General features: G+C 31.6%; 23 protein-coding genes and 1 tRNA gene. 13 read left to right on the forward strand and 11 right to left on the reverse strand.

The window, feature by feature from the left end:
- Positions 1-68: 68 nt before the first annotated feature.
- Positions 69-2,486 carry a DUF748 domain-containing protein gene (locus tag ABZA65_RS02990; RefSeq protein ID WP_373070441.1) on the forward strand — a complete coding sequence of 806 codons (2,418 nt, stop codon included), beginning with the start codon at positions 69-71 and terminating at the stop codon, positions 2,484-2,486.
- Positions 2,487-2,500: 14 nt separating this feature from the next.
- On the opposite strand, the gene ABZA65_RS02995 is transcribed toward ABZA65_RS02990, so the two are convergent.
- From ABZA65_RS02995 to ABZA65_RS03045, 11 genes are all read right to left on the reverse strand, one after another.
- A tRNA-Ile gene (locus tag ABZA65_RS02995) sits at positions 2,501-2,577 on the reverse strand.
- A gap of 56 nt (positions 2,578-2,633) precedes the next feature.
- Positions 2,634-3,653 carry a tRNA pseudouridine(13) synthase TruD gene (locus ABZA65_RS03000; RefSeq protein WP_373070443.1) on the reverse strand — a complete coding sequence of 340 codons (1,020 nt, stop codon included), beginning with the start codon at positions 3,651-3,653 and terminating at the stop codon, positions 2,634-2,636.
- Positions 3,650-4,492: a bifunctional riboflavin kinase/FAD synthetase gene (locus ABZA65_RS03005; RefSeq protein WP_373070445.1), complete on the reverse strand. Its 843-nt coding sequence runs from the start codon at positions 4,490-4,492 to the stop codon at positions 3,650-3,652. Before ABZA65_RS03005 ends, ABZA65_RS03000 begins: the two co-directional genes overlap by 4 nt.
- The gene (locus tag ABZA65_RS03010; RefSeq protein ID WP_373070447.1) at positions 4,464-5,171 is read right to left on the reverse strand and encodes a TlyA family RNA methyltransferase; all 708 of its coding nucleotides are present in this window, start codon (positions 5,169-5,171) and stop codon (positions 4,464-4,466) included. The genes ABZA65_RS03005 and ABZA65_RS03010 overlap by 29 nt, the downstream gene beginning before the upstream one ends.
- Positions 5,171-5,713 carry an outer membrane beta-barrel protein gene (locus ABZA65_RS03015; RefSeq protein ID WP_373070449.1) on the reverse strand — a complete coding sequence of 181 codons (543 nt, stop codon included), beginning with the start codon at positions 5,711-5,713 and terminating at the stop codon, positions 5,171-5,173. The genes ABZA65_RS03010 and ABZA65_RS03015 overlap by 1 nt, the downstream gene beginning before the upstream one ends.
- Positions 5,710-7,659 (reverse strand): NAD-dependent DNA ligase LigA, encoded by a 1,950-nt coding sequence (ligA, locus tag ABZA65_RS03020; protein WP_373070451.1) that lies wholly within the window; start codon positions 7,657-7,659, stop codon positions 5,710-5,712. Before ligA ends, ABZA65_RS03015 begins: the two co-directional genes overlap by 4 nt.
- Before the next feature lie 42 nt (positions 7,660-7,701).
- On the reverse strand, positions 7,702-9,693 hold the full coding sequence (locus ABZA65_RS03025; RefSeq protein ID WP_373070453.1) for an EAL domain-containing protein: 1,992 nt from the start codon (positions 9,691-9,693) through the stop codon (positions 7,702-7,704).
- A 54-nt stretch (positions 9,694-9,747) separates the two neighbouring features.
- On the reverse strand, positions 9,748-11,073 hold the full coding sequence (locus ABZA65_RS03030; RefSeq protein ID WP_373070455.1) for an MATE family efflux transporter: 1,326 nt from the start codon (positions 11,071-11,073) through the stop codon (positions 9,748-9,750).
- 6 nt (positions 11,074-11,079) lie between these two features.
- Positions 11,080-11,862, reverse strand: coding sequence for a hypothetical protein (locus tag ABZA65_RS03035; protein ID WP_373070457.1), 783 nt, complete (start codon positions 11,860-11,862; stop codon positions 11,080-11,082).
- Positions 11,855-12,127 (reverse strand): hypothetical protein, encoded by a 273-nt coding sequence (locus tag ABZA65_RS03040; RefSeq protein ID WP_373070459.1) that lies wholly within the window; start codon positions 12,125-12,127, stop codon positions 11,855-11,857. Before ABZA65_RS03040 ends, ABZA65_RS03035 begins: the two co-directional genes overlap by 8 nt.
- A gap of 19 nt (positions 12,128-12,146) precedes the next feature.
- On the reverse strand, positions 12,147-13,352 hold the full coding sequence (locus tag ABZA65_RS03045; protein WP_373070461.1) for an MFS transporter: 1,206 nt from the start codon (positions 13,350-13,352) through the stop codon (positions 12,147-12,149).
- A 115-nt stretch (positions 13,353-13,467) separates the two neighbouring features.
- Between ABZA65_RS03045 and ABZA65_RS03050 the strand changes: the two genes are divergently transcribed.
- The 12 genes from ABZA65_RS03050 to ABZA65_RS03105 all read left to right on the forward strand — a co-directional run bounded on the left by ABZA65_RS03050 (position 13,468) and on the right by ABZA65_RS03105 (position 24,051).
- Positions 13,468-13,830, forward strand: coding sequence for a flagellar protein FlaG (locus tag ABZA65_RS03050; RefSeq protein WP_373070463.1), 363 nt, complete (start codon positions 13,468-13,470; stop codon positions 13,828-13,830).
- Between the two features lie 134 nt (positions 13,831-13,964).
- Positions 13,965-15,197: an argininosuccinate synthase gene (locus ABZA65_RS03055; RefSeq protein WP_373070465.1), complete on the forward strand. Its 1,233-nt coding sequence runs from the start codon at positions 13,965-13,967 to the stop codon at positions 15,195-15,197.
- Between the two features lies 1 nt (position 15,198).
- Positions 15,199-15,936, forward strand: coding sequence for a ferredoxin-thioredoxin reductase catalytic domain-containing protein (locus ABZA65_RS03060; protein ID WP_373070467.1), 738 nt, complete (start codon positions 15,199-15,201; stop codon positions 15,934-15,936).
- Positions 15,936-16,385 (forward strand): 50S ribosomal protein L9, encoded by a 450-nt coding sequence (rplI, locus tag ABZA65_RS03065; RefSeq protein ID WP_373070469.1) that lies wholly within the window; start codon positions 15,936-15,938, stop codon positions 16,383-16,385. Before ABZA65_RS03060 ends, rplI begins: the two co-directional genes overlap by 1 nt.
- 3 nt (positions 16,386-16,388) lie before the next feature.
- Positions 16,389-16,925: an ATP-dependent protease subunit HslV gene (gene hslV / locus ABZA65_RS03070; protein ID WP_373070471.1), complete on the forward strand. Its 537-nt coding sequence runs from the start codon at positions 16,389-16,391 to the stop codon at positions 16,923-16,925.
- 3 nt (positions 16,926-16,928) lie between these two features.
- A complete protein-coding gene (gene hslU, locus ABZA65_RS03075; protein ID WP_373070473.1) occupies positions 16,929-18,260 on the forward strand; it encodes an HslU--HslV peptidase ATPase subunit in 1,332 nt (443 codons plus the stop codon).
- A gap of 11 nt (positions 18,261-18,271) precedes the next feature.
- On the forward strand, positions 18,272-19,150 hold the full coding sequence (gene era / locus ABZA65_RS03080) for a GTPase Era (protein WP_373070475.1): 879 nt from the start codon (positions 18,272-18,274) through the stop codon (positions 19,148-19,150).
- On the forward strand, positions 19,147-20,115 hold the full coding sequence (locus ABZA65_RS03085) for a murein L,D-transpeptidase family protein (protein ID WP_373070477.1): 969 nt from the start codon (positions 19,147-19,149) through the stop codon (positions 20,113-20,115). The genes era and ABZA65_RS03085 overlap by 4 nt, the downstream gene beginning before the upstream one ends.
- Positions 20,116-21,402 (forward strand): M99 family carboxypeptidase catalytic domain-containing protein, encoded by a 1,287-nt coding sequence (locus tag ABZA65_RS03090; protein ID WP_373070479.1) that lies wholly within the window; start codon positions 20,116-20,118, stop codon positions 21,400-21,402. It abuts the gene before it with no gap.
- Between the two features lie 11 nt (positions 21,403-21,413).
- Positions 21,414-22,952, forward strand: a complete 1,539-nt coding sequence (locus ABZA65_RS03095) for a hypothetical protein (RefSeq protein WP_373070481.1) — start codon at positions 21,414-21,416, stop codon at positions 22,950-22,952.
- Positions 22,949-23,572, forward strand: a complete 624-nt coding sequence (pilO, locus tag ABZA65_RS03100) for a type 4a pilus biogenesis protein PilO (protein ID WP_373070483.1) — start codon at positions 22,949-22,951, stop codon at positions 23,570-23,572. The genes ABZA65_RS03095 and pilO overlap by 4 nt, the downstream gene beginning before the upstream one ends.
- Positions 23,572-24,051, forward strand: coding sequence for a hypothetical protein (locus ABZA65_RS03105; RefSeq protein WP_373070485.1), 480 nt, complete (start codon positions 23,572-23,574; stop codon positions 24,049-24,051). The genes pilO and ABZA65_RS03105 overlap by 1 nt, the downstream gene beginning before the upstream one ends.
- Positions 24,052-24,058: the final 7 nt, after the last annotated feature.

Genomic DNA, 24,058 nt, shown 5'->3' on the forward strand with positions numbered 1-24,058 from the left:
TGTACAATAAAATTTAAACTTAACTTTTATATAATGTAATCAACTTATATACTTTGGGATTAGATCATATGAACAAATCAAAAATAGCTTTATGGACTCTAGGATCGCTTGTTGTTATATACACTTTATCAGGTTTCTTTTTAGCTCCTTATTTTGCAAAAAAAATTGCGACAGAAGAGTTAAAAAAACAATATAGCATCGATTTAAATATTAAAAAGATATATTTTAATCCATATACTTTTTATATAGAAATTGAAGATTTAAACATTTATGAAAAAAATACTCCGCTGATCTCTTTTTCACAACTCAGTGCCAATTTTAATCCGACAAAATATCTTCTAAACACACTTGAGATTTCAGAAGCATCTTTAAGTGGACTAAAGGTTCATCCCGTACTTGAAAAGAATGAAGATTTAAACTTTTTACGTATATTTACTAAAAAAACTAAGAGTAAAACTCAGAACAAAGAGTCTGCTCCGTTAATTTTTAAACTGGATAGTTTTACATTAAGTGATTCTTTCTTACATTTTAAAGATTTAACTCAGGAGAAAGTGTTTGATCTAAATGTAGGTCCTCTTAACCATACATTTACAGGTTTAACAACTAAACCGATGGAAAAATCAGACCATTCACTAGCATTTGATTTAAATGAGTACGGAAAACTTTTAATAAACGGTAAGGTAACTATAAATCCTTTAATAGTTCAAGTAAAAATTGATCATAGTGCTATCAAATTATCAAATACTGATTATATATTTAAAGACCAAAACTTCGCATTCAATAACGGTGTATTTGAATATATGATGGACTTTATTCTTGAATCTAATGGAAAGACTATCATTAAAATTCCAAGCTTTAAAGCAGGTGTTAAAGATCTGGAACTTTTAGTTGATGAAAACAAAACTTTTGAATCAAAAAACATAAACTTAGAACTACTCAATTTAAACTTTATTACAGATACTAAAGAGTTAGAAGTTGAAAAAATAAATACTTTTCTGCATCAGAACAAGATCTATGACAATTTTATCGCTCAAGAAAGCCATTTAGTAGATGACTTAAATATCAGCATTAACAAATTAGATCTAAACAATACATTTGATGCTAATGTAAATGCCATCATTGAAAATACTCAAAAGCTGAAAATAGATTCAAAAATAAATCTGGCACAAAAAGATTTTGAATTTGATATAGGTATAAACAGTTTTGATCTCTCAAACTACAACAAATATTTGAGCAAATATGCAAATATAAGTATGAAATATGGATTTATAAACCTAAGTTCAAAACTAAAAATAAAACCTGAAGATATAGTTGTAGAAAACCTGATTATAGATAAGATGAAACTTTATATTATTATGGATAACACTCAGAAAGATTCTCAAAAGCAGAACATAAAAAAAGAAAATGGAATTGCTAAAACAAATAATGAAAAAACACAAATGAACTTTGAACTAAAAGAGATGAGCCTGAATAATTCAAGTATATCTATAAAAGATAAAGCAGATCTTGAACTGAAAAATATTAATGCAAAACTATCAAATGTTAAACAAGGCACCAATGCCATGCTCTCATTAAAAGCAAACTTCAGTAAACACGAAACGATCTCACTTGATGGAAAGTTCAACCCTTTTAAACCAAAACAATTTTTTCATTTAAACGGTGATATCAAGTCATTTAATATGCAACAGCTATCGCCATATTCTTACGGCTCAATTGGAAGAAACATTTCAAGCGGACGATTAAGTGATTTGTTTTATGTAAATATAGATAAATCTCAACTTGATTCAAATCACAAAGTTATAATTAACAACTTAGATGTAAGTGATCATATAGACGAAAGCGGTGCTGCGACACTTCCTATAAATTTAGCAATAGCACTGCTTCAAGATATGAACCAAGTGATCAATCTAAATATAGATATTCAAAACGATTTGGATGATCCTAGTTTTAAAGCGCATAATATTATTCTTACGGTTTTAACAAACGTAATTGTAAAAACCGTATCATCACCATTTTCTCTTTTAGGTGCTATAGCAGGCTTAAGCGGTGATGACCTATCAGGTGTTACATTTGAAGCAGGAAGTGAAAAACTTACTCAAGAAAACATTGTAAAACTTGATGCTTTGAAAAAAGTGTTTGATGAACGCCCTGAATTATCATTAAAACTATGTTCTGCATACGATGAAGATGATGATATTAAAGTGCTAAAAGAAAAAGCTTTGGAAGCATTAATGAAGACAAATACTGTTGAGCAAATTGCAAAAGAATACACTGTTGAGATCAACAAAGATCAAGAAGTTACAAAAGCGGCTATTTTAAATAAAATACAAATTGATTCTAAGACACTCGAAGATCTAGCAAGTAAACGTGCAAATGGAATTTTAAAGCATCTGTTAAGTCTTAATGTAGATAAAGAAAAACTAACTATATGTCCAGACATAAAAACACAAAGTCTCGATGTTAAGTTTGAGCTAAATGCTAAATAATGATTGTTTGAAAGTGGTGGGTTCAGAGTGACTCGAACACTCGACCACTCCGTTATGAGCGGAGGGCTCTAACCAACTGAGCTATGAACCCACTTTCGTTGTAGGGCGAAATTATAGCCACTATGAGCTTATAATTTTTTTAATTCGCTACTTTTTCTTTACATCTTTTGCAGAGTAGTTTTTATCTGCAATTGACTCTAAGAACACAGTTGCGTAAGAGCCCTTAGGAAGTGTAAAAGATATATTTAGCATAGTCTGCTTTTTTATGTATTTACACTCTATATCTTGAGGATATACAAGAGCTTCACGTCTATAACCTTTCTCTTGTAAAAACTCATCGTCATACTTAGCCTCGATCTCCAAAGCTTCATCACGTGCACGAAATACATCGCGACCGCAGAGTAACCCTGTCGGAGTTAGTTTTTTAGATTCAAAATCTTTTGTAGGGATGACCTTTGGAGTTGAGAGTTTTCCTTTTTTATCCATATAAACATCACCACTTAAAAGCTTAAACACTCCAGAGTTTTCATCTTGAGAGATCTCAACACGCTCGCGAAGCCATTGGTTAAAAAATTCACTTTGATATATAGATATTAAAAAGTTTTTTATTTTAGCATCCTCTATAAATATCTCACCACTGATCATCTCTCTAGCTTGCTTGAAACTGTCGCTGTCACGTCCAAAACGCTGAAAACCGAAATAGTTAGGCAGTCCATTTTTAGATATTTTTCTCGCACATTTTTCTATGCGCCCAGCATCTATATTATCTACCTCGTAAAGATTTATACTAAATCTATTTCCGGCCAAATCCCCAATTCTTATACCTGTAGAGTGACGGGTAATATCTATAACTTCTATTTGTTTATGATAAAACTGCTTGATCATTTTCTCATAAGAAACATCTACAGATATATACTGGGTTGTTGTAGCGTGCTTATCTTTTAAACCTGCATAACCTATTTTTTGAGCAGGGATGCCAAGGTACTCTGAAAATGCAGCAATCATATCCCACGTAGTCATTTCTACTTTTTTCACATGAACTATAAGTGAATTCCCCTTACCTTTAAACTCTATAGATGGGATCTCATCTACTAAAAAATCATCTTGAGTTTGGTAAAACTTAAAACCAATATCGCCAACGCTATCTAAATATTCTCTTTTTCTCATAATTCTAAAAACTTTAATTCTTTTTTAGCGATAGTTATATCACTTTCTATCGCTTTTTTTAACTCTTCAAGCGAGTTAAATTTTTGATTATCTCTTATAAAAGAGACAAAACTAATGCTTGCTTTACTTACTTCGCCAACTTTACCATCAAGCAGATGACTCTCTATCGCAAAACTGCCATCTGTAGTAACACGATGCCCTACAAAACTTACAGATGGATGATAATGTTCTTCATCGTCTATACGTGTTAAAGTTGTATATACACCCTCTTTTGGAACTAAAAACCCCTCTTCTGAAGATATGTTAATCGTAGCTACAAGTTCTTTGCTTCCTATACCTTGCCCAGCCTCTTTTGAACCTCTTATAGTATAGTTATGCCCTAAAAATGCGTTCGCACCTTTTATATCACCTATGCCTAACTTTGCACGAATTTTATGTGAGTGAATTGAATCACCATCAAGACAAACCTCATCAACAACTTTAACTTCTCCATCAAACAACTCTTTTAGATCATCAAAGTTGTATTTTCTATTTTTACCAAAATGAAAATCATACCCTACAACTATTTTTTTCAAACTTGGAAACTTTTCATTTAAAAGTTTTACAAACCCTTCACCGTCTAAATGGCGGATATCATCAAGTTCCAAATAGACTATCGGATAATGAGTAAAGTTCTCACGCTCTTTTTTAGGTGTAAGATTTGCATAGCCAGTTTCAATTACGACAATAGTTCCATGTTCACCAAGTTCATCAAAAAGATGTTGATGCCCTGTATGCATTCCGTCAAATCCGCCTATAGCTATAGCAATACTATTTTTCAAAGTAGTAGCAATATTCAAGATTGCCCTCCTTCCCAGTTATTTTTGAAGGTGATTTTTGTATTAGGTTCCACCCTTTTTCTGAACACTTGTTCTCAAACTTTTCCATAGCTAATTTAATAGCTTTGTCATCCAATACTACACCATGTTTATCACGCTTTACTTCTCGCCCTACTTCAAACTGAGGCTTAAATAAAAGTATGATTTTATCTGATGAGAGTCTATCTACGTCATCTAAAATATTTAGTAGAGATATAAATGATACATCGCTAACAATGAGATCATAAATCTTATCGCTTTTAAACTCTCTAATATCACAGCTCTCATAAGAGTTTACCCTATTATTCTCTAAAAGGGACTTATGAAGTTGACTCTTTCCGACATCAACTGCATCTACACTTTTAACTTCATATTCAAGTAGCACCTGTGTAAAACCGCCAGTAGATGAGCCAATATCTAAGCAAATATTATCTTTTAGGTCAAGTTCCAACTCTTCTAAAAAGTACTTTAGTTTATATGCAGCCCTACTTACATAACTACCATGTTCTGATACTTCTACAACAGAGGCTTCATCTACCTTAAAAGAGCTTTTCTTTACCACTTTATTATCTATGCTGACCAAAGAGTTTTTAATAAGCTCCTGAGCTTTCGTGCGACTATCTGTAAAGCCATTCTCAACCAGATAATTATCTAAGCGCATTAAAATTGAAACTCCAAAGCTACATAAGGGTAGTAGATTCTCATCTTATAGTCTGCAGATGTATTTCCGTTTTCATCGTATCCGAACTCATACATATCGTATGCTACTTTAACACTGATCAGCTCATTGAACCTTATAGATGTTCCAACTCCATATAGTAGACTTGAACCATTTTTAGAATTTTTGGTCACATAACCTGCCCCGAATTTTGCATAAAAATCCCAAATATCATCAAAAAAAGCATAGTGAGCTAAAGCAGAAATATTATAAAGATTATAGCTTACATCTTTTTTTACACCACTGTCTACAACTTTAAACTGCTCATCTTTAATTTTTGCATAACCCAGTTCAACAGATAAGTGTTTATTTATATATGCACCACCATAGTAAAACATATATGGAGCACTTTTGTCTGTTATTTGTTCATATAACCCATCGTCATCATACTCAGCTACACCGTATCCAATCCCAAGATATGGTCCGCCATCACGATCAGCATATACTAAACTAAATAAAAATACTAAAACTAAAAAAATTCTCATAACATCTCTTTCATCTGATCTTCTGTTAAACACTCAACTCCAAGACTCATAGCCTTGTCATACTTACTTCCTGCATCTTCACCATAGATCAAAAAGTCGGTTTTTTTACTTACACTACCGCTTACTTTTGCACCTAAATTTTCAAGCATCTCTTTTATTAGCGGTCTTGGTTGGCTCATAGTACCCGTTAAAACTGCTGTTTTTCCTTTAAAAGGATTATCTTCAGCTTCGGCTTTTTTTACAGGTTCAAGCGGCTTTAAAATATCTTGTAACTCTTGTATTGTATCTCTGTTGACTCTTACAAACTCAAGTACAGATTCAGCCATCTCATCACCTATACCATCACAAGCAATAATATCTTCTTTTGTTGCATCTATGAAGCCGAATCCAAAAGCATCTGAGAGAGTTTTTGAAGCTACTTCCCCAATATGTTCAATCCCTAAAGAGTTTATAAAACGCCAGTATTCACAACCTTTTGCACCCTCTAGTGCATCAAGCAGGTTTTGAGATTTTTTCTCTTTAAAGCTCTCTAATGCCATTAACTGTTCAAACGTTAAAGAGAACAGGTCGATCACATTGTTTACAAGTCCTGCGTTAAAAAGTGCCTCAACTATTTTATTACCTAAACCGTCTATGTTTAAACACGGTTTTGATGCAAAATAGATTATAGAGTTTACAACTCTTGCTTCACATGTAAGATTTTGACACTTAACTAAAACTTCCTCTTGTAAAAGCTCACTTCCACACACAGGACACTGAGTTGGACGCTCAAACTTTTGCTCATTCCCACTACGTTCATGTTCAAGTACTTTAATTATTTTAGGTATAACATCCCCACTTCTAAGGATAATTACCTTATCACCCAGACGGATATCTTTTCTGTCAATCTCATCAAAGTTATGAAGAGTTGCTCTCTCTACTATAACTCCATCAATATCTGTAGGCTCAACTACTGCAACAGGTGTAACGGCACCGCTGCGCCCGACTTGAAGTTTTATCTCTTTAAGCGTAGTTATCTTCTCAACTGCAGGGAATTTATATGCTACAGCCCAGCGTGGATTTTTTACCGTATAACCCATATCTATCTGTGAAGATATCTCGTTAACTTTTATAACCATACCATCAAGCATCATCGCATAATCATCACGCTCGTCTTTCATAACTTCATAGATTTTTTCTATATCGTCAAAGCCTTGACACAATGCACTTTGAGGCGGTTTTTTAAATCCAAGAGAGTATATAAAATTCATTCTCTCACTTAGAAGCTTTTGCTCTAGTGTATTCTCACCTATGCCATATGGTAAAAACACCAAGTTTCTTGAAGCTGTAATAGATGAATCAAGCTGTCTTAAACTTCCTGCAGCTGCATTTCTAGGGTTTGCAAAAACAGCTTCATTATTTTTCATACGATCTTCATTGATCTTCTCAAAATCATCTTTAAAAATAACAACTTCGCCTCTGATCTCAATACGACCTTGATAATCAATGCTAAGAGGAACTGAGCGGATAGTTTTTACATTTACAGTAATATCTTCACCCTCTTCACCGTCACCTCTGGTGATCCCCTGAATTAGTTCACCGTTTTCATAGATAAGGTTTAGCGAAGCCCCATCATACTTCGGTTCACAATAAAAAGAGATATTTTCATCAAGTTTATAGGTCTTTTTTAACCATGCTTCCAAGTCTTCAGCATTAAAAATATCTTCAAGCGACCACATACGTGAGAGATGTTTTGCTTTTACAAACTTCTCTGACACTACATCACCAACTCTAAGTGTCGGGGAGTTACTTAACTTCTCTGTTGGATTATTTGTTTCATAGTCTAAAACTTGATGATATAACTGATCATATACTTCATCCGTCGTTATAGGTTCATCTAAAACATAGTAATGGTACGCATACAGATTTAATTTTTCTACTGCTTCTTTATACTCTTGATTATTCATGAGTGAGATTTTATCTTAAACTTACTAAAAAATATGTTAGGCTTATGTATTTATAAGGTTTTGGGCTTTACCGAAATAAAAACCCTGATACTCATCTACACCATATTCTTTTAATAGTTCAAATATCTCTTCATTTTCTACATATTCAGCTACTGTTTTTATACCAAGTTCTTGTGCAAAATGCACAATACTTTTTACTAAGATTTTCGATTCTTCATCATCTAAAATATTTTGAACCAACGAACCGTCTATTTTTAAATAATCCGGCTTTAGTCGTAATATATGTGAATAGTTTGCATATCCGCTTCCAAAATCATCTACGGCTATTTTAACACCAAGTTTTCTAAACCTTTTTACTATTTTTAAAAGTCTGTTGAAATCTTCTATTTTGTCTTCTTCGGTGATCTCTATAACGATCCTTTTTGGATCACTAAAGCCCTCAACAATCTCTATAAACGTATCTATAACCTTAGGTTGAAAAAAATCACTAGGTAAAAAATTTATAGATATGATCTCTTCTCTATTTGAAAAAAACGACAACGCCTGATTTAAAACCTCTTTAGCTACATCGGAATACAATCCGCCATTGATTGCAATGGATAAAAAATCACCAGGGTATAAAATTTTTTCTTTACCATTTTCAAAATCTATTAAACGAACAAGCGCTTCATACTTGACCACATTTTTATCACGATCCCTGATCTCTTGAAAAAACGGAACGATATTGTTGTTTTTAAGTGCATGTTTAAGTGTTTTTTTCATCTTAATAATTCTGGAAGAGTTTTGTTTTGTATCTATATATTCCGTATAAGCCATAAAAGGCAAAGACTTTTCTTTAGCTTTTTTAAGTGCCATTTGTGATTTTTCAACTAAGTTATCATCTGCACTTCCATTTGAAACACCAAAGTACGGTTCGACTTGCAGTATATCTGAAAATTTTTCTATTTTAATTCTTAGGGAGTGTATGTTTTCATGTAACTCTTCTAAAATTTCTACATAATCATCTTCTGAAAAAGAATCATCATATTTTAAAAATGCAAATTCATCAGAAGATATTCTATATAGCTTTAATGAGTATTTTTTGGCAAACTCTGTTAACTCTTTGGATATTGACACAAGGACATCATTTCCTATACTGATCCCGTAAAGTTCATTAATAAGACTAAACTCTTTTATATTCATCAATATAAGTACGTTTACTTTCTCCTTGGATAATTCATAATCAAGTTTTTGTTTGTTTCCTACTCCAGTTAAAGCATCTGTAAACGTATGTTTTTTAAAGTGATAAAAAACACTGTCAAAGCTTTTTTTTGTAAAAAACAGTATTAATACTGATATAAATAAACCAACTAGTAAAAGTGTGTGTATAAGATTGTTTTGAGATTTTATTAACTCAGAAATATCAAAATGCAAACTTAGATAAGTTACTGGTATAGAGTTATCTGACCTAAATTGTATATTTGTTATCAGGGTTTCGTCTGTGAGTTTGCTTTGAATATAAGAATCATCTTTATTTAAAATATTGATGGACTTAATTTTATATATATTTTTTAGCTCTTTTACAAAAAGTTCTATTTTTATAGATTGCTCAATAAAGCCTATGTACCTGTCTTTATCAAACACGCTTTTTAAAACAAAAAAATAGATACCGTTTTTTGTATTTTTAAAACCTACAGAACTCTCTTTTTTAGTTTTTGTATAGTATGAAACTTCTATGTTTTGTTCTGATGTTTTATCAAGAAAATAACTATTTGAAACTATCTCATCTATTTTTTTTCTGTTTTTACTCTTTAGAGCATCAATAAATTCTTCTTTTAAAACAATATATTCTATATTTTTATCCAGTATCGTTCTATATCTGTCTATGTATATATTGAAAAGTTTCTGCGTAGAAGTGGATATTGTGTCAACTCTTTGCTTAATTTGTTTGTCAAAAACAAAATTTAAAAAGATATATCCAACTATAAAAAGTATTAAGACTAGCAATATCGATGATATAAAAACTTTTTGTTTTGTGTTCTTTAATGTACCCATGTAAATACTCTTATTAAAACATTGTGATACATTATATCACATTTTATATTATGATTAAACTTTAGTATTCAGCCAATCTCTTTTTTGATAAATATACCAGTAAATCATACCTTTTAAAAGTGTTTCAATATTCATAATTATAAATACAGCTAAAATCCCAAATCCCATTTTATAAGCTATATATGATGGAATTACCCTAAAAAACCATAATGAAAACACATTTATTTTAAGTGTAGTTTTTGTAGCTCCTGCACCGCGAAGTGCAGATGAATATACAAACATAATCGCTAAAGGTATCTGTGCAAGTCCGACTAAAATCAAATATTGAGATGCAACTAAAATTGTAGATATATCATTCGTAAAAAGTCCTACAATATGTTCTGGAACAAGGATCATAAACAAACCTACACTTGCCATAAAAGTATATGCAACTCGACCACTTATAATTCCCATTCTATAAGCTTTTTCTTGATTTTTTGCACCTAAGTTTTGTCCAACCAAAGCCATAGCAGCTATAGCAAATCCAAAACCTGGCATGAAAGCTATACCTTCAATTTTAAGACCAACTTGATAACCCGCAAGTTCTACACTTCCATACCAGGCTATAATAGCTACAAAAAATAAAAAACTTAAACTTGATATTCCACGATCCAGTGCAGCACCCCAGCCTACTTTCCAAGCTCTTTTTAAATCAGATAAACGAATGATTGGAATAAGATTTAACTTTGAAGAAGGTCTTTTTAAGATTATCAAATAAACAACTACATTAAAAATATACGATATTACAGTTGCTATAGCTGCACCTTCAATACCTAATTCCGGAGCTCCGAAATGTCCGAAGATCAGTACATAATTTAGAAAAGCATTTATAATCGCAGATACAAGCTTAATGTAGAGGGAGCTTTTTGTATCACCTGCCGCACTTAGAGCATTAAAAAGAAGAGCGTCTAAAAAGATAACCACCATACCAAGTGAGATAATTTCAAAATAAGCACCGCCAAGCCTTACAACCTCATCATCTGCACCTAAAGCAATGTAAAAATATTCACTAAAAGAGTATCCCAAAATAGAGACGATAATTGATAATAAAATAGAAAATATCCCTAGCGAATATAAGAGTGAAGATGCTCTTTTTTTTCTGTTATTTCCTATAAACCTTGAAAATAAAGCATTACCCCCGACTACATAAAGTGTCATAACCACATTTATAATCATCATAAACTGCATAGACACACCCACTGCAGCAAGTGCATAAAAACTTATCATACCAACCATCAACATATCTATAAGTGACTGAAGTATATCTACTAAACTTTTTAGTGCAGCAGGAATTGCTAGAGAAAAAACTCTTTGAGTATCTTTTGAAAAATTTATAAACATATAGCTCTATATTCTTTTTATAAATGTTGTGATTTTTTCATCTTTATCATCATGTATATCTAATTTTAATTTACAGCCATAATCTTTTATATGTTCAGCTGATAATGCATTTTCAAATTTATATAGTACTTTATGGGCATTTTGTACCTCATCAACCATATATACAAGTAAAAACCTATTATCACCCCATCTTACCAACATATCATCTTGTCTGATCATTACTACAAGATCATCAACAAAATTTTTATGGTCGACATCTTCTTTTGTTACTACTATTGATAAAATTGCTACAACTTTTTCATTAAACCTTGCAGCTTCATGGTAAGTTTTTGCAATTTGCTTGAAATACTCTTTAGCATAAGCTCCGCTATGCTGATCTATATTTGCGTTATTTTGGATCATAATTCTTTTGATCAAATCTTGTGTAATATCCTTAAACACGACTACGCTATATCCATTTACACTTTTATCAATGCTAACGCTAAAGGCATGGGGTTCATATGTTTGACTAAGCATACTTACAACTCTGTCATTCTTGTCTAACTTAAAAATAACATCAATCCAATGATCACCTGATGTTACTTTATCTTTATTAAAATAGCTTGGATGCGGTACAAAGTTATTTACAAAATCTCCAAAGTTCTCATTATAATGTTCAGTTGAGGATACATTAAAAAAATTGTTAAACGAGTCGTTTGTAAAAATAACTTTATCGTTTTCAAAAATAACAATAAAATCTTTTTGCAAGTTTGAAACACTTGCTATTAACGACAATGAGGTGTTATCCATTTATTGCCTCCGAAACTTTTTGCATCTCCTCGATTAGTTCATCTTTGGTGTTAAAAACAAGAGTAGTCTTTATCTTTTCCTCTTGTCCTTGAGGGGTAAAATCAAATACTAAAACATAGTTTAAAACTTTTACTTTATCTTCGTTTAGCTCAGTCCATTCTAAACTCATTTCAGCTACATCACCATTTAACTCCACTACAGATGCAGGATAAAGTCTGGTAAGCTTTGATAAATCAAGTTCTCCATCTTTAGTATTATAAATCATCTAAATCTATCCCTTATTTCTAGTTAATCTCTTTTATATTGTGAGTTTTTACAACCCATTTAAAGTATAAACCGCCTAAAATGAAACCAACTCCCATAATAACAGCTACACCTTCTAAAGTGATTCCGCTTTCTATTAAAAAACCTGTCATATATGACGTAAATGCTGCCGTAGTTAAAAACAACATATCATTATAAGCAACAATTCTACCATAATACTTCTCATCTATATTTTTTTGAAGCAATGTATATGTGTATGACCATAGTGTTGTCGAGAAAAACCCTACAAATAAGCTTGCAAGCAATGACAAGTAAAAGTTTTCCATCATATACGCCCAAAACCATATAGCAATGCCTTGAGCTATAAAAATGTAAGTCAAATATCTGTTGTTTGTAAATTTTCCTAAAAGTATTGGTCCAAACACAAGTCCTACCGCACGCGTAGCATGTAAAAGACCTAAAGCTAAAGACGCAGCAATAATATTAGCGTAGTAATGATCAACCATAAGTGCAACAAGTGCGTCAAATGCAGTAAGTCCTATAAACGAGTGAACAAACATCAAGTGCATAGCATGCGGGTATTTTTTAAGATACTTAAACGTTCCGCTCATCATATCTAAAAGTCTCTCTTTTACCCTTATAACTTCTATATCAACCTTAAGTGTATAAAGCAATAAAAAAGCTACAACAAACATAAAAGCATCCAGTATAAAAGCTGCTTTTATTCCCATCCAGTAAACGAAAAACCCACTTACTGCCATGCCTAACGTATAAGATAATGACCAAATGATCGAATGAAGCTCATTTGCACGCTGCAGTTTTGAACCATCTAGTATTTTTGGCAACAATGACATCTCTGTAGTGAAATAAAAACTCGCAGCTGCCATTTTTATAAAAATTAACACATACAAAAAAGTTAAGTCATTAATATTATCTATAAAAATTAATAAAAATGTAGAAATTATCTCAAAACCTATCAAAATCAACATAAGTTTTTTTGGTTTAACACTATCAATTATTGAACCTGAAATTGGAGCCTGAACTACACCTGCTAAAAAATGCAGCATTGCGACAAATGCAATAATTTTAGGATCAGCTTCAAGTTCTATCAGTAAAGTATATATGGCTACATTGCTAAACCATGCGCCAAAATAGGCTATAAGCTGGATAATTGATAAACGTCTAAAAACTTTATGGCTTTTAAGTAGATGTAAATATTGTTTCATAAATGCAAGATTATCATATTTTTTTACATTATTATTAAAGATAATTATTTTAGTGTCGATTTTGTAGTTGATAGCAATATTTTTAATATATTGGACTAAAAAAAAGGAGTACGTCATGGATGGCATAGCAAACGTTGCAAGGCAGCAACAATCTCAAGTTCAAACAAGCGATTCTCAAAATGCAAGAGCACAAGAGGCTAGAGTTCAACAAGTGGATTTAGTAAAAGCTTCTCAAGAGAGAGCTACTAAAGTAGATTCTAAAGAGCAAGTTGAAGACTTAGTAAAAAAATTAAATGATGCTTTAGCACCTATGAAAACGGATCTAAGTTTCGGTGTAGATAAGAATGATATTTTTTACGTAGCTGTAAATGAGACTAAAACTAACAAAATGATTAGAAGATTTCCAGCTGAACAAGCTTTAGAATTTTTACCTAAGATGAAAGAAGTAACAGGTATGTTATTTGATACAAAAGGGTAAAAGTCGACCCTTTTGTATTCTTTTACTCTCTCTCATAATCTTAACAATTTATCTTCATTGAGGTTGCTAACGTTTTTTTAATATCTTTTATTGTATAATCGCCTTCATTATTTTAATATTAAAGGTTTTTTTGTATGAAAAAAGAGGTTAAAAAAGTAGTTCTAGCATATTCTGGGGGACTTGATACTAGTATAATTTTAAAATGGTTACAAGAAGAGTATAAAGCTGAAGTTATTACATTTACTGCAGATCTAGGTCAAGGTGAAGAGGTTGAACCAGCTCGTCAAAAAGCACTAGACAATGGTATAAAACCAGAAAACATTTTTATCCTTGACATTCAAGAAGAGTTCGTAAAAGATTACGTATTCCCAATGTTTAGAGCAAACGCCATCTATGAAGGTGAATATCTTTTAGGGACATCTATCGCAAGACCGTTAATCGCAAAAAAACAGATTGAAATCGCAAAAAAAATGGGTGCTGATGCAGTAAGCCATGGTGCTACTGGTAAAGGAAACGATCAGGTTAGATTTGAACTTGGATACCTTGGACTAAACCCTGATATAACTGTAATCGCTCCTTGGCGTGAATGGGATCTAAACTCTAGAGAAAAACTTTTAGCATACGCTAGAGAGCACGGAATTGAGATCTCTCAAAAACACGTAGACGAAAATGGGAACCCTAAAGTTAGCCCTTACTCTATGGACGCAAACTTACTTCACATCTCATATGAGGGTCTACACTTAGAAAACCCTATGAATGAGCCTGAAGAGGATATGTGGTTATGGACTAACTCACCTGAAAAAGCTCCGGATCAAGCTGAGTACATCACAATAGGTTATAAAAACGGTGACCCTATCTCTATCAACGGTGAAGAGATGTCACCTGCTACACTTTTAAGAACTCTAAATGAATATGGAAACAAACATGGTATCGGTAGAATAGATATTGTTGAAAACCGCTACGTTGGTATGAAAGCTCGTGGATGTTATGAAACTCCAGGTGGAACTATTATGTTAAAGGCTCATAGAGCTATTGAATCAATTTGTCTTGATCGTGAAGAAGCTCACTTAAAAGATGAGATGATGCCTCGTTATGCAAAACTAATCTACAACGGTTTTTGGTTTTCTCCTGAGCGTGAGATGCTTCAAGCTGCAATCGACACTACACAAAAATATGTTCAAGGTAACGTAAGACTAAAACTTTACAAAGGGAATGTTGAAGTAGTTGGACGTGAATCTGACATGTCACTATATTCTGAAGAGCACTCAACTTTTGAAGAGGATGAAGTATACAACCAAAAAGATGCTGAAGGATTTATCCGCCTAAATGCACTTAGAAGAATAATAGCCGGTAAAAAAAGAGGTTAATATGAGTATGATTAGAATTGATATGGACTCTCCTGAATTTAAGGAGAGAATGGAAAAAACTATAAAATTTACTGATAAAGTTTGTGAATCTCGCGGATGGGTATATAACCCGCAAGAGGAAGTAAACGAGGGTGTACAGATGGGTCTTGCAAGAAACAAGATTATGTACAACAAACTTTTTTGTCCATGTTTCATGGTAGAAGAAGTTGATGGAAAACCTCAAAGCGTTGACAATAGAATATGTCCATGTAAACCTGCAATTGAAAAAGAGATTCCTGAAGAGGGAAAATGTCACTGTGGAATTTTTTGTACGCCTGAATATGCTGCTGAAAAAAGAATTGAACTTGGTATGGAAGAAGTTGTACATACTCATTCACGTGGTCTTACAAAAGAGGAATGTGAAGTTCTAGTAAAACAACCGGAACTTGATGGTGATGAGTTAACTGCACTTATTGAGGCTAGAGAACTTGGAATGGTTGAATTTACACTTATAGATGTTCGTGAACACATGGAATGGCAAATGGGTCATATTAAGGGTGCAGACAAGCTTATTCCTACAAGTAGTTTTTATCAAGCGATTGAAGAAGCTAGTTTAGATAAAGATGCTCATAACATCGTTTATTGTCATGTTGGAAGTAGAAGTACACACGTAGCGATGATTATGAAAGATATGGGCTATACACAAGTTGGAAACTTAACTCACGGTATTGTTTCATACGGTGGAGAGATAGAGAGATAATGAAAGTACTTTTAATAAAAGATGTAAAAAGCTTAGGAAAAGCAGGCGAAGTTAAAGAGGTAAAACCTGGTTATGGTCAAAACTTTTTAATAAAAAAAGGTTTTGCAAAAGCTGCAACAGATGAGATAATTGCACAACATAAAGAGGAAGAAGCACAAAAAGCACAAGATCTAAAAGATGAAATTGCTTCACTTCAAGATATGGCTAAAAAACTTGATAAACTTGAAATTGTCATAACTAAAAAAATTGGACAAAATGGACATCTGTTTGGTGCAGTTACAAAAGATGAAATAGCATCAGCACTGCAAGAGCAACACAATATAGAGATCGATAAAAAACACATAACTGACAAAATAGCTATAAAAAGTGTTGGTGAGCATGATGTTGATCTTAAACTAGGTCATGCTATTCATGCTACTCTTCACGTAGATGTACAAGGAGAAGAGTAGTAAATGTTTGACGCTACTACGATACTTGCTTATAAGGGTAAAAACAAAGCTGTTATAGGCGGTGACGGTCAAGTAACATTTGGCAATTCCATACTAAAAGGCAACGCTACTAAAATCAGAAAACTTCATCATGGAAAGATACTTGCAGGTTTTGCAGGTAGCACGGCTGATGCATTCAACCTTTTTGATATGTTTGAAGAGTTTTTAGAAGATAAAAAAGGTGATATTTTAAAAAGCGTTATCGAATTTTCAAAAGCTTGGAGAAAAGATAAAGTACTGCGCCGTTTAGAAGCTATGATGATCGTTTTAAATAAAGATCATATTTTTATACTTACAGGTAACGGTGATGTAGTTGAACCTGAAGATGGAGAGATCGCATCTATAGGAAGCGGTGGAAACTTTGCAATTTCAGCTGCACGCGCACTTAAAAAGCATGCCGATATGGATGAAGAAGATTTAGTAAAAGAATCTTTAATGATCGCAGGTGAGCTTTGTATATACACAAACCAAAATATAAAAACATTAACTTTAGAGGACTAGTGATTGGATTTAACACCTAAAGAGATAGTTGAATATCTAGATAAATATGTAATTAGCCAAAAAGACGCTAAAAAAACTATTGCCTTAGCACTTCGTACACGCTACAGACGTATGCAGCTAAGTGATGAACTTCAACATGAAATTACACCTAAAAATATTTTAATGATAGGATCAACCGGTGTAGGAAAAACAGAGATCTCTAGACGCTTGGCAAAAATGATGAAAGTTCCTTTTATAAAAGTTGAAGCCAGTAAATATACAGAAGTTGGATTTGTCGGTCGTGATGTTGAATCTATGGTTCGTGATTTAGTTATAAACTCAGTATCGATCGTAAAGGCTGAGAAAGAGGAAGAAAATAAAGAAAAGATTGAAAACTATGTTATTAATAAAATAGTTGAAAAACTTCTTCCACCACTTCCTGAGAGTGCAAGCGAATCTAAAAAAGATGACTACCAAAGATTACTAGAAGGTATGGAGAAACGTGTTGAATCAGGTGAGATGGATGATAAGATAATTGAGATAGAAGTTGATTCAAATATTCAAGTAGAATTTGCAGACTCAAACCTGCCTCCTGAGATGATCAAGGTTCAAGAATCTTTTACAAAAGTTTTTTCTCAATTAAACAAAGAAGACAAGAAAAAAGAGATAAGTGTAAAAGATGCTAAGATTATGCTGCGAGCAGAAGCAAGTGCAAAACTAATTGATAACAATTCTATAAATGCCGAGGCGCTTAGACGAGCTGAAAACGGTGGTATAATCTTTTTAGATGAGATAGATAAAATCGCACTTAGTGAGAAGTCACAAGGGAGAAACGATCCTTCAAAAGAAGGAGTACAACGTGATCTACTTCCAATTGTTGAAGGAAGTTCTATTACTACAAAATACGGTGTAATTAATACAGATCATATACTTTTTATAGCAGCCGGAGCATTTCATGTAAGTAAGCCTAGTGATCTAATACCAGAATTACAAGGGCGTTTTCCATTAAGAGTTGAGCTTGAGAGTTTAACTGAGGATTCACTATATCAAATACTTACACAAACGAAAAATTCGCTTTTAAAGCAATATCAGGCACTTTTATCAGTTGAAGGTATGGAGCTTATATTTGATGATGAAGCGGTTCGTGCTATTGCTGGGCTTGCACATCGTGCAAATGAAATAACTGAAGATATTGGTGCTAGACGCCTTCATACAGTATTAGAGAAAATCTTAGAAGACATTAGTTTTATTGCTGATGAGTATAAAGATAAAGAATTTGTAGTAACAAAAGAGTTAGTACATGAAAAACTAGATATGGTTGTCGAAGATGATGACCTATCTCGTTATATATTATAAAAAGGGAAAGTATGACAAAAGCAGGATTTGTTTCTTTAATTGGAAGACCAAACGCAGGTAAAAGTACCCTAATGAACTCACTTTTAGGTGAAAAGATTGCTATGGTTAGCCAAAAAGCAAATGCTACTAGGAAAAGATCTAATGCTATTGTTATGCATGGAGACTCACAAATAATCTTTGTAGATACTCCTGGACTTCATGAAAAAGAGAAAGTACTAAACCAATTTATGCTTGACGAAGCTCTAAAAGCTATGGGAGACTGTGACTTAATTGTATATCTTGCACCTGTTACTGATTCAACTGAACACTATGAAAAATTTTTAAAACTTAATGAGAAGAAAGTTAAACACATAATTGTTTTAAGTAAGATAGATCAAGTAAGCCAAGAGAAGTTATTTAAAAAAATTGCTCAATACAACAAATTTTCTGACGAATTTGAAGCTCTTATTCCAACTGCTATTTCACGTCAAGTTGGTCATGATGATCTTCTTGATACTATAAGTAAAAATCTACCTGATTCTCCGTATCTTTATGATCCTGATGATCTAACAAGTGAACTTGTACGTGATATATATGCAGGTTTTATACGCGAAGGAATTTTTGAAAACATAAGTGATGAAATTCCATATGAAAGTGATGTTTTGATAGATAAAATAGAAGAAGACGGAAAAGTTGATCATATTTACGCTTCTATTATCGTTGAAAAAGAGAGCCAAAAAGGTATCATTATTGGAAAAGGCGGTGAAGCTATTAAAAGAATAGGGATTTACTCTAGGAAAAAAATAGAAATACTTAGCGGAAAAAAGGTATTTTTAGATCTGCAGGTAATTGTAAAAAAAGGCTGGTCTAAAGATAAAGAATATTTAAAAGAGATAGGTTATACATCATGAGATTAATTTTTTTAGTATTTATTACACTAGTGCATCTGAATGCAAATACAATTTTAGACAACTACAGATTAAATGGCATTGATAGTATTGAAAAACAGCTTGATCTGGAACTTACTAAAAAAGAGTACTGGGACAGAGTTTTAAAAACTAAAGATACACGTTTTGGTTACTCTGAACTTTATTCTTCTTTTTTAATATGTGATAAAAACAGCTCAACTCTCACCATATACAAACAAGATGCAAACAACACCTACGTACAGAAAAAAGTTTATAATGCTTTTACAGGTAAAGTTAATGGTGATAAGCAAAGAGAAGGTGATCTTAAAACTCCTGTAGGTATCTATTTAATAAATGACAGATTAAGTAAAGAGACTAAACTAGACCCTTTTTATGGTCCACTTGCTTTTGTTACAAACTACCCGAATCTATACGATAGAATGCGTGGTAAAAACGGAAGTGGTATCTGGTTACACGGTCTTCCAATAAATCAAGAACGTGACGATTTTACAAAAGGGTGTATTGCAATTGATAATCAAAGCATTGAATGTTTAGATAGAAATATCAAAATGGATAAGACTGCTATAGTTATTTATCCTAGTAAGCCTAACTTTGCATCTAAAGATAAACTATCCTTTATATTATCTCAACTCTACGAATGGAGATACTCTTGGTTATATAATGATGTAGAAAAATACCTGTCATACTATTCCGATGACTTTACTAGGTTTGATGGTATGCAAATAGATACGTTTAAAAAATATAAAACAAGAGTTTTCAAAAAAGATGAGAAAAAAACTATCATTTTTTCAGATATAAGTGTTATAGCTTATCCTGCAAGTCAAGATGTTTACCAAGTTACTTTTAAAGAGTATTATAAATCAAGAACATTTGAATTTAATGGGGATAAAACGCTTATAGTAAGGCTTGATGATATGAACAAGCTAAAAATCTTTATTGAAAAATAGATGTTGAAATTATTTTTTTTACTAACACTATCTTTCTCCTTAGCCTTATCTGATATTCAACTTCTAAAAAAACAAAATAATGATTCAAATACTACACTTTTAGTAATAGGTGGTATTCACGGCGATGAACCAGGTGGTTATTTCGCTGCTTCGCTTTTAGCTACTAATTATGAAATAACTTCAGGCAATTTATGGATAGTTCCAAATCTAAACAAAAAAAGTATTCAAAAAGACGTTCGTGGAATTAATGGTGATATGAACAGAAAATTTTCCATCATTAATCAGGACGACAAAGATGCTGCAATTATTAAAGAGATAAAAAACATCATACTTTCTAAAGATGTATCCCTTGTTTTAAATCTACACGACGGACACGGGTTTTATAGAAAAGAAGATCAGGGTAGAATTTTCAATCCAAATTCATGGGGTCAAACTTGTGTAATTGATCAATGTCAATTAAGCCAAGACCAACCGTTTGGAAACTTAAACGATATAGCTTTAACTATTAAAAATAGTATGAATAAAAAGCTTATACAATCTCACCATAGTTTTGATGTTAGAAATACTAAGACAAAATTTGAAGATGAAGCTATGCAATTATCTCTTACTTATTTTGCCGTAACAAATAACAAACCTGCATTTGCAATTGAGACTAGTAAAAACTTGTCTTCTCTAGCCCAAAAAGTTTTTTATCAGCTCCTTGCCATTGAAGAATTTATGAAAATAATGGATATAAAATATCAAAGAAACTTTGAATTGACCGTACAAAATGTTGAAAAAACATTAAAAGAATATGGAAATTTAATAATAAATGACAATATTTCATTTAATTTAAACAATATAAAAAAATATTTAAGCTATATTCCGTTAAAATCAAAGCATAATGTATTCGATTTCTCTCATCCTTTAGGTAGTTTCATAAAGGTAGATGATAGATATATCGTACTTATAGGTAATAAAAAAGTCACGACATTAAAAGCTCAGTATTTTGAAAAAGAGCAAAAATGTCCCGAATATTTCAAAATTTCAGTTGATGGAAATGTGAAGAAAATTAAAAAAACTTCAGAATTTTATGTAACTGACGATTTTAAGGTATTACAAAACAATTCAGTGAGAGTTAATGTTATTGGATATAAAAGTAAAAATCCAAAAACTGAAGCTGGAATTGATATTGCTTATAGTTCTATTGAAAAAAGATTTTCTATCGATAATGATGGTAAAATTTTCAGGATTGAACATTATAAAAATAATAAATTTTGTTCCATGAATATGGTTCATTTTAAATAGGATCTTACTTAATGAGTGAAAGTACTGGACAAACATTTACAAATGTAATCTCACTTAATCCTTATGAGGGTGATTACGTTAGCGGTATATCTAGTTTTTTAGCATATGACAATAACATTGCTTTCAAAAAAGATCAATTTAGTATTTCATATATCGATACAAACAGTTATATAAATGCTCAAATAACAATTAGTAAAAATATTCCTGAAGAAGATGTATATGATGCGATACTTAGTAAAACATATGATGAGTTAGCCTTAGATCAAGCGGTATCATATGAAATAGAGTATATAGAACTTTATAATGCTCTAGATGCTGAGAACAAATACTTTAATGTTTTTGTTGTCGATCCTTTGGTTATTGAGGAAAGTTTTGAAGAGAGTATCAAACAAATTAAATATATTGATACTATTATCCCTTCACCATTACTATTTAAATCACTTTACTCTAAAGAATTAATCACAAACTCTGATGCACATGTATTTATATATTTTGAAAAAACAAATGCATTCATAGCTATATATAATGAAAAAGAATTTATCTTCAGTAAAACTATAGAGTATTCATATGAAAATCTTTACGAGCAATTTTGTGAACTTTATGGTGAGCGTATAGAGTTTGAAGACTTTTTAAATTTTATGGAGTTTGAGGACTTAAAAACAACAGACAGTCCATATAAAGAGTTCTTTATAAAATTATACAAAGATGTTTTTTATAATATCAATGATGTATTAACATATGTAAAAAGAGCATATGATATTAAAAAGTTTGAACATATATATATTGGTACTCAACGTCCTACTGCATCAAAACTTGATGAAATATGTGAGTTTGAACTTAATATTAAATCTAGCGTTATAGATTTTGATTTTGGATTTGAAGAAGCTGAAGATGAAAACATAAGCTTACTTCATTCATTAATGCAGCTATATGTAATTCTTCCTGATGAAGAAAAATACATTTGTAACTTTACAAAATATGAAAGACCTCCAAAATTTATTCAAAGAGATAGTGGTAAACTTATACTAATTGCTGCTGCTTCATTAATACTTGGATTTGCTTATCCTGTTGGTAACTGGGTTGCTTCTTATGCCCAACAACTTCAAAAAGATATTTTAAACAACGAATATGTTGAAGTGCATAACAAAAAAATTACAAGACAAGCTACTATTAAAAACAGAAAAGCTGATAAAGAGAAAGTTATAAAACTATTAAATGAAGAAAAAAATGCTTTCTTAGATAAAAAAGGAACATTGATTAAGATACATGACGTAAAAGTTAATTATCTTATGAAAGCAAAAATTTTAACAGCTCTAACTAAAAACCTTAATACTTTTAATGTAAAACTAGAATCAGTCAACTACCTTCAAAAAGATAAAAACAATAAGTTTGAACTAGGTCTGGTATCTTATAGAGATATTAGAATAACCAAGCTTATAAAACATCTTACAAAAGTTCATGAGGGGAGTATAAAATTCTCTATAGACAAAATCATTTATGATGATGAAGAAAAAAAATATTTTAGTACATTAAAGGTGGAAGTATTATGAATATAGAAGATTTATTACATAAAATAGACTCATCTTTAAAAGATAAAAGTGAAAAAGATGTAAAACTGACATATGCAATGGTTGCATTTGCCATCTTTGGATTTGCTTATCTTTTTTGGGATAGTTCGGCAAATGATTTTACTAAAGTTCAAAATGAGATTAAGTCTATACAGTCAAAAATAAATACAGATAAAGCTTATTTAGCTGCAAATCCTCAAGCTGTTATAGTACAACTTGAGAGTGATATCAGAAAAACTCAAACTGAGATGTTAGACTATAAAGATAAAAATAACTATATAAAACATAAGATCGAAACTATTTCATCACTTATATATGATGAGAGAACATGGGGTAAGTATATAAACTCTATAGCATATAATGCGAAGATTTACAATGTTAAGATTAAAGAATTCTCTAATGAATATGTTAATAGCAATGAATCTTTTGGTCATATGCTTAACCTAGACATAAGTCTGACAGGTACTTTCAAAAATACTCTTAAGTTTATTAACTCACTTGAAAAAAGTGAACTCGTTGTAGATATTCATGACTTAGAAATTAAAGCTAAGGATACTTTAGATACAAATATCAAACTTTCTGTATGGGGGATCACTTACTAATGAAAAAAATATATATGCCCTTACTTATACTATCAGCTGTACTATCTGCTAACAATGATGATCTATCATGGGTAGATAAACAAGTAAATGCAATTAAACCACCTAGAGATGGTGAAAGTATGAGAAATATCTCTAGTATTAGAAATCCTTTTGTTTTTTTAAAGAAAAATTTAACTAACAAAGATGATAAAAATACAAAGGCTACTCCAAGAACAATTGTAACTGCAAATAAAGATAAAGACAGTAAAACTAACTCTAGTTTGGAAAAAACACCTGTATTTACTACACATTCATTTATACTTGGTGCTATAATCAATAATACAGCACTGATAAATGGTAAATGGCATAAAATAGGTGAAACTATAAATGGATATAAGATCACTAAAATTAATAAAAAAACAGTTAATTTACAAAGTGGTTCAAAAACTAAGGTGCTCTCAACAGCAACTGAAAATCCAAAACTAAAATTTAAAAAATAGGTAGGTT

Origin of the sequence: Sulfurimonas sp., assembly GCF_041583195.1 — a bacterium.
Taxonomy (GTDB): domain Bacteria; phylum Campylobacterota; class Campylobacteria; order Campylobacterales; family Sulfurimonadaceae; genus Sulfurimonas.

Bases quoted from the DNA above. Each gene is read 5' to 3' on its own strand.
- ABZA65_RS03105 (WP_373070485.1), top strand. From the start codon at position 23,572: ATGAAAAAAATATATATGCCCTTACTTATACTATCAGCTGTACTATCT.
- ABZA65_RS03010 (WP_373070447.1), bottom strand. From the start codon at position 5,171: ATGCGCTTAGATAATTATCTGGTTGAGAATGGCTTTACAGATAGTCGC.
- ligA (WP_373070451.1), bottom strand. From the start codon at position 7,659: ATGAATAATCAAGAGTATAAAGAAGCAGTAGAAAAATTAAATCTGTAT.
- ABZA65_RS03060 (WP_373070467.1), top strand. From the start codon at position 15,199: ATGAGTATGATTAGAATTGATATGGACTCTCCTGAATTTAAGGAGAGA.
- ABZA65_RS03015 (WP_373070449.1), bottom strand. From the start codon at position 5,713: ATGAGAATTTTTTTAGTTTTAGTATTTTTATTTAGTTTAGTATATGCT.
- pilO (WP_373070483.1), top strand. From the start codon at position 22,949: ATGAATATAGAAGATTTATTACATAAAATAGACTCATCTTTAAAAGAT.
- ABZA65_RS03085 (WP_373070477.1), top strand. From the start codon at position 19,147: ATGAGATTAATTTTTTTAGTATTTATTACACTAGTGCATCTGAATGCA.
- ABZA65_RS03000 (WP_373070443.1), bottom strand. From the start codon at position 3,653: ATGAGAAAAAGAGAATATTTAGATAGCGTTGGCGATATTGGTTTTAAG.
- ABZA65_RS03095 (WP_373070481.1), top strand. From the start codon at position 21,414: ATGAGTGAAAGTACTGGACAAACATTTACAAATGTAATCTCACTTAAT.
- ABZA65_RS03055 (WP_373070465.1), top strand. From the start codon at position 13,965: ATGAAAAAAGAGGTTAAAAAAGTAGTTCTAGCATATTCTGGGGGACTT.
- ABZA65_RS03090 (WP_373070479.1), top strand. From the start codon at position 20,116: ATGTTGAAATTATTTTTTTTACTAACACTATCTTTCTCCTTAGCCTTA.
- hslV (WP_373070471.1), top strand. From the start codon at position 16,389: ATGTTTGACGCTACTACGATACTTGCTTATAAGGGTAAAAACAAAGCT.
- ABZA65_RS03035 (WP_373070457.1), bottom strand. From the start codon at position 11,862: ATGGATAACACCTCATTGTCGTTAATAGCAAGTGTTTCAAACTTGCAA.
- rplI (WP_373070469.1), top strand. From the start codon at position 15,936: ATGAAAGTACTTTTAATAAAAGATGTAAAAAGCTTAGGAAAAGCAGGC.
- ABZA65_RS03025 (WP_373070453.1), bottom strand. From the start codon at position 9,693: ATGGGTACATTAAAGAACACAAAACAAAAAGTTTTTATATCATCGATA.
- ABZA65_RS03050 (WP_373070463.1), top strand. From the start codon at position 13,468: ATGGATGGCATAGCAAACGTTGCAAGGCAGCAACAATCTCAAGTTCAA.
- ABZA65_RS03030 (WP_373070455.1), bottom strand. From the start codon at position 11,073: ATGTTTATAAATTTTTCAAAAGATACTCAAAGAGTTTTTTCTCTAGCA.
- ABZA65_RS03045 (WP_373070461.1), bottom strand. From the start codon at position 13,352: ATGAAACAATATTTACATCTACTTAAAAGCCATAAAGTTTTTAGACGT.
- ABZA65_RS02990 (WP_373070441.1), top strand. From the start codon at position 69: ATGAACAAATCAAAAATAGCTTTATGGACTCTAGGATCGCTTGTTGTT.
- era (WP_373070475.1), top strand. From the start codon at position 18,272: ATGACAAAAGCAGGATTTGTTTCTTTAATTGGAAGACCAAACGCAGGT.
- ABZA65_RS03040 (WP_373070459.1), bottom strand. From the start codon at position 12,127: ATGATTTATAATACTAAAGATGGAGAACTTGATTTATCAAAGCTTACC.